This window comes from Mesorhizobium sp. M4A.F.Ca.ET.090.04.2.1 (assembly GCF_003999085.1).
Lineage (GTDB): Bacteria > Pseudomonadota > Alphaproteobacteria > Rhizobiales > Rhizobiaceae > Mesorhizobium.
In genome coordinates this window covers 1-6355 of sequence record NZ_RZOT01000356.1, presented here as the reverse complement: position 1 = coordinate 6355, position 6355 = coordinate 1, and the positions used below count along the sequence as shown (strand labels likewise).

Annotated in this window: 6 protein-coding genes; 4 read left to right on the top strand and 2 right to left on the bottom strand. The window is 65.6% G+C overall.

Annotated features, from left to right (window positions below):
* The 4 genes from EN781_RS22510 to EN781_RS22495 form a co-directional block, all read left to right on the top strand.
* A partial coding sequence (locus tag EN781_RS22510) for an SDR family oxidoreductase (protein ID WP_127400348.1) occupies positions 1-192 on the top strand: 192 nt, incomplete at its 5' end.
* Between the two features lie 173 nt (positions 193-365).
* A complete protein-coding gene (locus EN781_RS22505) occupies positions 366-1844 on the top strand; it encodes a mannitol dehydrogenase family protein (protein WP_127400347.1) in 1479 nt (492 codons plus the stop codon).
* 20 nt (positions 1845-1864) lie between these two features.
* On the top strand, positions 1865-2548 hold the full coding sequence (locus EN781_RS22500) for an HAD-IA family hydrolase (RefSeq protein ID WP_126057035.1): 684 nt from the start codon (positions 1865-1867) through the stop codon (positions 2546-2548).
* Positions 2545-4131 (top strand): FGGY-family carbohydrate kinase, encoded by a 1587-nt coding sequence (locus EN781_RS22495; RefSeq protein WP_126057034.1) that lies wholly within the window; start codon positions 2545-2547, stop codon positions 4129-4131. The genes EN781_RS22500 and EN781_RS22495 overlap by 4 nt, the downstream gene beginning before the upstream one ends.
* Here EN781_RS22495 and ugpC read toward each other — a convergent pair.
* On the bottom strand, positions 4124-5233 hold the full coding sequence (gene ugpC, locus EN781_RS22490; RefSeq protein ID WP_126057033.1) for a sn-glycerol-3-phosphate ABC transporter ATP-binding protein UgpC: 1110 nt from the start codon (positions 5231-5233) through the stop codon (positions 4124-4126). The genes EN781_RS22495 and ugpC overlap by 8 nt on opposite strands.
* Positions 5234-5235: 2 nt before the next feature.
* On the bottom strand, positions 5236-6282 hold the full coding sequence (locus EN781_RS22485; RefSeq protein ID WP_126057032.1) for an NAD(P)-dependent alcohol dehydrogenase: 1047 nt from the start codon (positions 6280-6282) through the stop codon (positions 5236-5238).
* Positions 6283-6355 lie beyond the last annotated feature (73 nt).

Below are 6355 nucleotides of genomic sequence, written 5' to 3'. Positions count from 1 at the left end.
TGGCCGATACATGGCCTGACAATTCCCCCGATCCCTCGAGAGAAGAAGCGGCTGGTTGGTGAGGGCGTGCCATATGGGCGCATGGGCAGGCCGGAAGACCTCGCCGGCATGGCCGTGTTCCTGGCCAGCGAAGAGGCCGAATACATCGTCGCCCAGACCTACAATGTCGATGGCGGCCAATGGATGAGTTGACGGGGATGAGTTGAGGGGGAAGGCGCCTCTCCCTGCCTCCGGGGAGAGGCCGCCGCCGGGGCAGGCGAGGGGCAGCAGAATGCTGGCAGGCAGATGCCGCCCCTCACCGCCGCTCCTTCTCTCGAGGGATCGGGGGAATTGTCAGGCCATGTATCGGCCAAAGGGTAAAGCAGATGACCGTTAAACTCTCTTCCTCAAACCTTGCCAAGCTCCCCCCGAACGTCTCCGGTCCGAACTATGACCGCGCCGGGCTTAAGGCCGGCATCGTACATTTCGGCGTCGGCAACTTTCATCGCTCGCACCAGGCCGTCTATCTCGACGACCTGTTCAACGCGGGCCTTGGCCATGATTGGGCGCTGATCGGCGCCGGCGTCTTCGCGGGCGAGAAGATCGGCCGCGCCAAGCTCGAGGAGCAGGACTGGCTAACCACGGTGGTCGAGCAGGACTCCGGCCATATGAGCGCCCGCGTCACCGGCGGCATGATCGATTTCCTGATGCCGGGCGAAGCCGCCGCGATCATCGAACAGCTCGCCGACCCGGCGATCCGGATCGTCTCGCTGACCATCACCGAAGGCGGCTATTTCATCGATCCGGCTTCCGGCGAGTTCAATCCGACCCACCCCGACATCGTCGCCGACGCGCAAGCAGGTGCCACGCCGAAGACCGTGTTCGGCCTCATCCTTGCCGGGCTGGTGCGCCGTCGCGCCGACGGCATCGTGCCGTTCACCGTCATGTCCTGCGACAACATCCCCCATAACGGCCACGTCACCTCCGACGGCGTCATCGGCCTGGCGCGGCTGATCGACGAGGCTCTCGCCACCTGGGTGAAGGACAACGTCGCCTTTCCAAATGGCATGGTCGACCGCATCACGCCGGCCACCACCGACCGCGAGCGCGGCATCCTCGCCAGCGATTTCGGGCTGGAGGACAACTGGCCGGTGTTCTGCGAGCCGTTCCGGCAATGGGTGCTGGAGGATCATTTCACCGCCGGACGGCCGCCGCTGGAAAAGGTCGGCGTGCAGTTCGTCAAGGACGTCGCGCCCTACGAATTGATGAAGATCCGCATCCTCAATGGCGGCCATGCCACGATCGCCTATCCGGCCGGGCTGATGGACATCCATTTCGTGCATGAGGCGATGCAGGAGCCCCTGGTTCGCGGTTTCCTCGCCAAGCTGGAACGCGACGAGATCATCCCGACCGTGCCGCCGGTGCCGGATACGGTGCTGGAGGATTACTACCAGCTCATCGAGCGCCGCTTCTCCAATCCAAAGATCGGCGACACCATCCGCCGGCTCTGCCTCGACGGCTCCAACCGGCAGCCGAAATTCATCATTCCGACCATCGCCGACCGGCTGACGGCGGGCAAGGGCGTCGCCGGCCTCGCGCTGGAGTCCGCGCTGTGGTGCCGCTACTGCTTCGGCACCACCGACAGCGGCGCCGTCATCGAACCGAACGATCCGAGCTGGGACCGCCTGCGGGCGACCGCCAGGGCGGCGAAAGACGCCCCCGGCGCCTGGCTTGCCATGGAGGACATCTATGGCGATGTCGGCCGTTCCGCCGCCTTCGCCGAGGCCTTTGCCCATGCGCTCGACGTCTTGTGGGCAAACGGCGCGCGCGAGACGCTGACGCGCTATCTCGCCGGCCAGCTCTGAAGCCGCCGGAAGCAGCCAGGATGACGCCTGAACTGGTCATCTTCGACTGTGACGGCGTGCTGGTCGACAGCGAGGCGCTGTCGGTCTCGGCACTGCTCGGCATGATCGCGCTCGCCGGCGGCATGGTCTCGGAGGATGCCGCCTACGAGCACTTCCTCGGCAAGAGCATGAAGAGCGTGCGCGAGATCCTCGGCAGCGAGTTTGGGCTCGAGATCAGCGACCAGCACCTCACCACGATGCGCGTCGACCTGATGCGCAAGTTCCGTGAGGAATTGAAGCCGATCCCCGGCATCAAGGAGGTGCTACCGAAACTTGGCCTGCCTTTTTGTGTCGCGTCCTCCGGCACGCTGGAGCGCATCCGCTACGCGCTCGAGGTCACCGGGCTGCTCGGGCTGATGGAGCCGCATTTGTTCAGCGCCGCCATGGTCAAGCGCGGCAAGCCGGCGCCGGACCTTTTCCTCCATGCCGCCGCCAGCATGCGGGCAAAACCGCGCAAATGCCTGGTCATCGAGGACAGTCCGGCCGGCGTCGCCGCGGCCCGCGCGGCGGGGATGCGGGTCTTTGCCTTCACCGGCGGCTCGCATGCCGACAACCCCGCCTTGAAAGCGCGGCTTGCGTCGAGTGAACCGGACTTTATATTCGCTGACATGCTGCAATTGCCCGATCTGATTGCAGGCCTGGGAGCGAGAGTAAAAGCATCTTGACCAACAGTTTCGTTTGCGCGGTCGATGTCGGCACCGGGAGCGCCCGCGCGGGCATTCTCGACTCCCGTGGCACCCTGCTCGGGCGCGCCGATCATCCGATCGCCATGCATCAGCCCAAGGCCGATCACGCCGAGCATGATTCGCGCGATATCTGGTCGGCCGTCTGCAAGGCCGTGCGCGCCGCCGTCGCCAAGGCCGGGGTCGCGGCCGATGATGTCGTCGGCATTTCCTTCGACGCCACCTGCTCGCTCGTGGTGCGAGGCAGGGATAGCGAACAACTCAGTGTTTCGGTCACCGGCGAAAAGCGCTGGGACACCATCGTCTGGCTCGACCATCGCGCCATCGCCGAAGCCGACGAATGCACGGCGAGCGGCCACGCCGTCCTCGATTATATCGGCGGCGTCATGTCGCCGGAAATGGCGACGCCCAAGCTCATGTGGCTGAAGCGCCATTTGCCCGGAACATGGAACGAAGCCGGCTATCTGTTCGACCTCACTGATTTCCTGACCTGGAAGGCGACCGGCTCGCTGGCTCGCTCGCAATGCACGCTGACCGCCAAGTGGACCTATCTGGCGCATGAGAAGACAAGCTGGCGGCGCGACTTCTTCGAGGCCGTTGGCCTCGGCGACCTGTTCGAGCACGGCAATTTGCCGGAAAAGGCCAGTCCGGTTGGCGCCGATATCGGCCCGTTGACGGCGCAAGCGGCGGCAGAGCTGGGCCTGACCGAAAAATGCCGGGTCGGCGCCGGCGTCATCGACGCCTATGCCGGCGCGCTCGGCGTCCTCGGTGGCTTTGCCGGCGACGAAAAGAACATCAGCCGGCATCTGGCGCTGATCGCCGGCACCTCTTCCTGCGTCATGGCGATGTCGCCCGACCCGCAGCCCTTCGCCGGCGTGTGGGGGCCATATTATGGCGCGGCGCTGCCGACGCTCTGGCTGTCGGAAGGCGGCCAGTCGGCGACCGGCGCGTTGCTCGACCACATCATCCGCTGGCATGGCGCCGGTGGCGAGCCGAATACAGCGATGCATGCGAAGATCGCCAGCCGAGTCGCCGAACTGCGCGCCGCCGAGGGCGAGGCATTGGCGGCGAGACTGCACGTGCTGCCGGATTTCCATGGCAACCGCTCGCCGCTGGCCGACCCGCACGCCGTCGGTGTCGTCAGCGGGCTGACGCTCGACTCTTCCTTCGACAGCCTGTGCAAGCTCTACTGGCGCACCGCCGTCGGCATCGCGCTCGGCGTGCGTCACGTGCTGGAGGCGCTGAACGAGAACGGCTACCTGATCGACACTCTGCACGTTACCGGTGGCCACACCAAGAACCCGCTGCTGATGGAGCTCTACGCCGACGCGACCGGCTGCACGGTCATCGAGCCGCTGGCCGACGAGGCGGTCTTGCTCGGCACCGGCATGGTGGCTGCCACCGCCGCCGGGCTCTACCCGGATCTCAACGCGGCCTGCGTCGCCATGCAGCAGGGCGGCAGGAAGCGCGCCGCCAATCCGGCGGCCGGCGCCCGATTCGACCGCGACTACCGCATCTTCCTGGAGATGCACCGGCAGCGGCAGGCGCTCGACGCGATCAGCTGAGCAGGCTGCCGTTTCGTTCCGGCTTGCGTAGCGATGCGCCCGAAGTCGCGTCGAAGAGGTGGATGCTTTCCTCGTCGAATGTGTAGCGGACCGGCGTGCGCAAGGCCGGGCATTCGCGGGCCGGCACCAGCGCGCTGATCTCCCTGCCGCCAGAGCCGAACGTCACCAGCGCGTCGTTACCATGGAATTCGATGAGATCGGCGGTGCCCTGCAAGAGGCTCCGGCCATCGGCGCCGGCCGTCTTCAGGTCGGGAGGCCGGATGCCGAGCATGGCGCGATCACCGTGCTGGAGATGGAAACCCGAGCCGTCTATTGAAAGTACCGTTCCGGCGCCGGTCAGCGTCCAGCCATTTCCGGCCCGGCCGATCGCCACCTCGACGAAATTCATGTTCGGCGTGCCGATGAAGCCGGCCACGAACAGATTGTCCGGCCGGCGATAGATCTCGGCTGGCGAGCCGACCTGCTCGATGACGCCGTCCTTGAGCAGCACGATGCGGTCGGCCAGCGTCATCGCCTCGAGCTGGTCGTGGGTGACGTAGACCGTCGTCGTCTTCAACGACTGGTGCAGCCTTGCGATCTCGATGCGCATGTGATTGCGCAGCTTGGCATCGAGGTTGGACAGGGGCTCGTCGAACAGGAACACCTTGGGCGTCTTGATCATCGCGCGTGCGATTGCCACGCGCTGCTGCTGGCCGCCGGAGAGCTCGGTCGGCTTGCGGCCGAGATAGGGTTCCAGCCCAAGCGTGCTGGCAACCGCCTCGACCCGTTTCCTGATCTCGGCCGCCGCCACTTTCTGTCGCCTGAGCCCGAAGGCGATGTTGTCGAAGATCGTCATGTGCGGATAGAGCGCGTAGTTCTGGAACACCATGGCGATGCCGCGGTCGCCGGGCTCGAGGTCGTTGACCACCTTGCCGCCGATCGACACCTCGCCGCCAGTGATGTCCTCCAGCCCGGCGAGCATCCTGAGCAGCGTGGACTTGCCGCAGCCGGACGGCCCCAGGAACACGACGAATTCATGCTCCTCAATGCTGAGGTTGAGGTCGCGGATGACGGTGGTTGCGCCATAGGCCTTGTCGACATGGGAGCAGACGATTGCGGACATGATCAGCCCTTCTCGCCGGTAAGCAGGATCTGCAGCTTGACGTCCTGCGGTTTGCCTGCCGCCGCCCGCTCGAACGCCTTGATGCTGTCTAAGAAATCATAGGTGCCGGTGATCAGCGGCTTGAGGTCGACCTTGCCGGAAGCGATCAACTGCAGGGCGCGGTCGAAGATGTTGGCGTAGCGGAACACCGTCTCGATGCGCGCCTCCTTCGAGATCGCCGCCGGCACGTCGAGGCTGACCGGTTCCACCGGCAGTCCGACCAGCACCACCGCGCCGCCTGGCCGCACGATGTCGAACAAATTGGCGAAGGCCTTCGGGTTGCCGCTGGCTTCGAATACGATGTCGGCGCCCCAACCGCCGGTCGCGGCCGCGACGGCGTCGACCAGCGACTGCTCGCCGATATTGACCGGCATGATGCCTTGATACTGCGCGGCGATCTTCAGCTTGGGCGCCGAGAAATCGGAGATCAGCACCTTCGAGCAACCGCCGGCCAATGCGGCAAGCGCGATCATGATGCCGATCGGACCGCAGCCGACGACAACGGCGACATCGCCGGGCACGATGCGCGCCCGCGCCGCTGCCTGCATGCCGATGGCGAAGGGCTCGACCATGGCGCCTTCGGCGAAGGAGACATTGTCCGGCAGCCTGTAGGTGAAGGCCGCCGGATGCACTGCGAAAGGCGCAAGCACGCCATGCACCGGCGGCGTCGCCCAGAAACGCACGTCCGGATCGACATTGTAGATGCCGAGCTTCGTCGCGCGCGACGACAGGTTCGGCACGCCGGGCTCCATGCAGACGCGGTCGCCGACCTTCAGGCTCGCGACGTTGGCGCCGACCTCGACGATCGTGCCTGACGCCTCATGGCCGAGCACCATGGGCTGGCGCACGATGTAGCTGCCGATGGCGCCGTGCGTGTAGTAATGCACGTCGCTGCCGCAGACGCCGACGGTGTGAATGGCGATCCTGACGTCGTCCGGTCCGACGTCGAGCGGCAGCGCGATCTCGCGCAGCGACAGTTCGCCCTTTTTCTCAAGTACCAGTGCCTGCATCGGGTAATCCTCGCATCAAGTCTTCTTTTGCCGGAAAACGGAATTCAGGAAGCCGCTGAGCACGCCGAGGAAC

Coding starts and splice junctions, on each gene's coding strand:
- EN781_RS22500 (WP_126057035.1), top strand. CDS start 1,865: ATGACGCCTGAACTGGTCATCTTCGACTGTGACGGCGTGCTGGTCGAC.
- ugpC (WP_126057033.1), bottom strand. CDS start 5,233: ATGTCCGCAATCGTCTGCTCCCATGTCGACAAGGCCTATGGCGCAACC.
- EN781_RS22505 (WP_127400347.1), top strand. CDS start 366: ATGACCGTTAAACTCTCTTCCTCAAACCTTGCCAAGCTCCCCCCGAAC.
- EN781_RS22485 (WP_126057032.1), bottom strand. CDS start 6,282: ATGCAGGCACTGGTACTTGAGAAAAAGGGCGAACTGTCGCTGCGCGAG.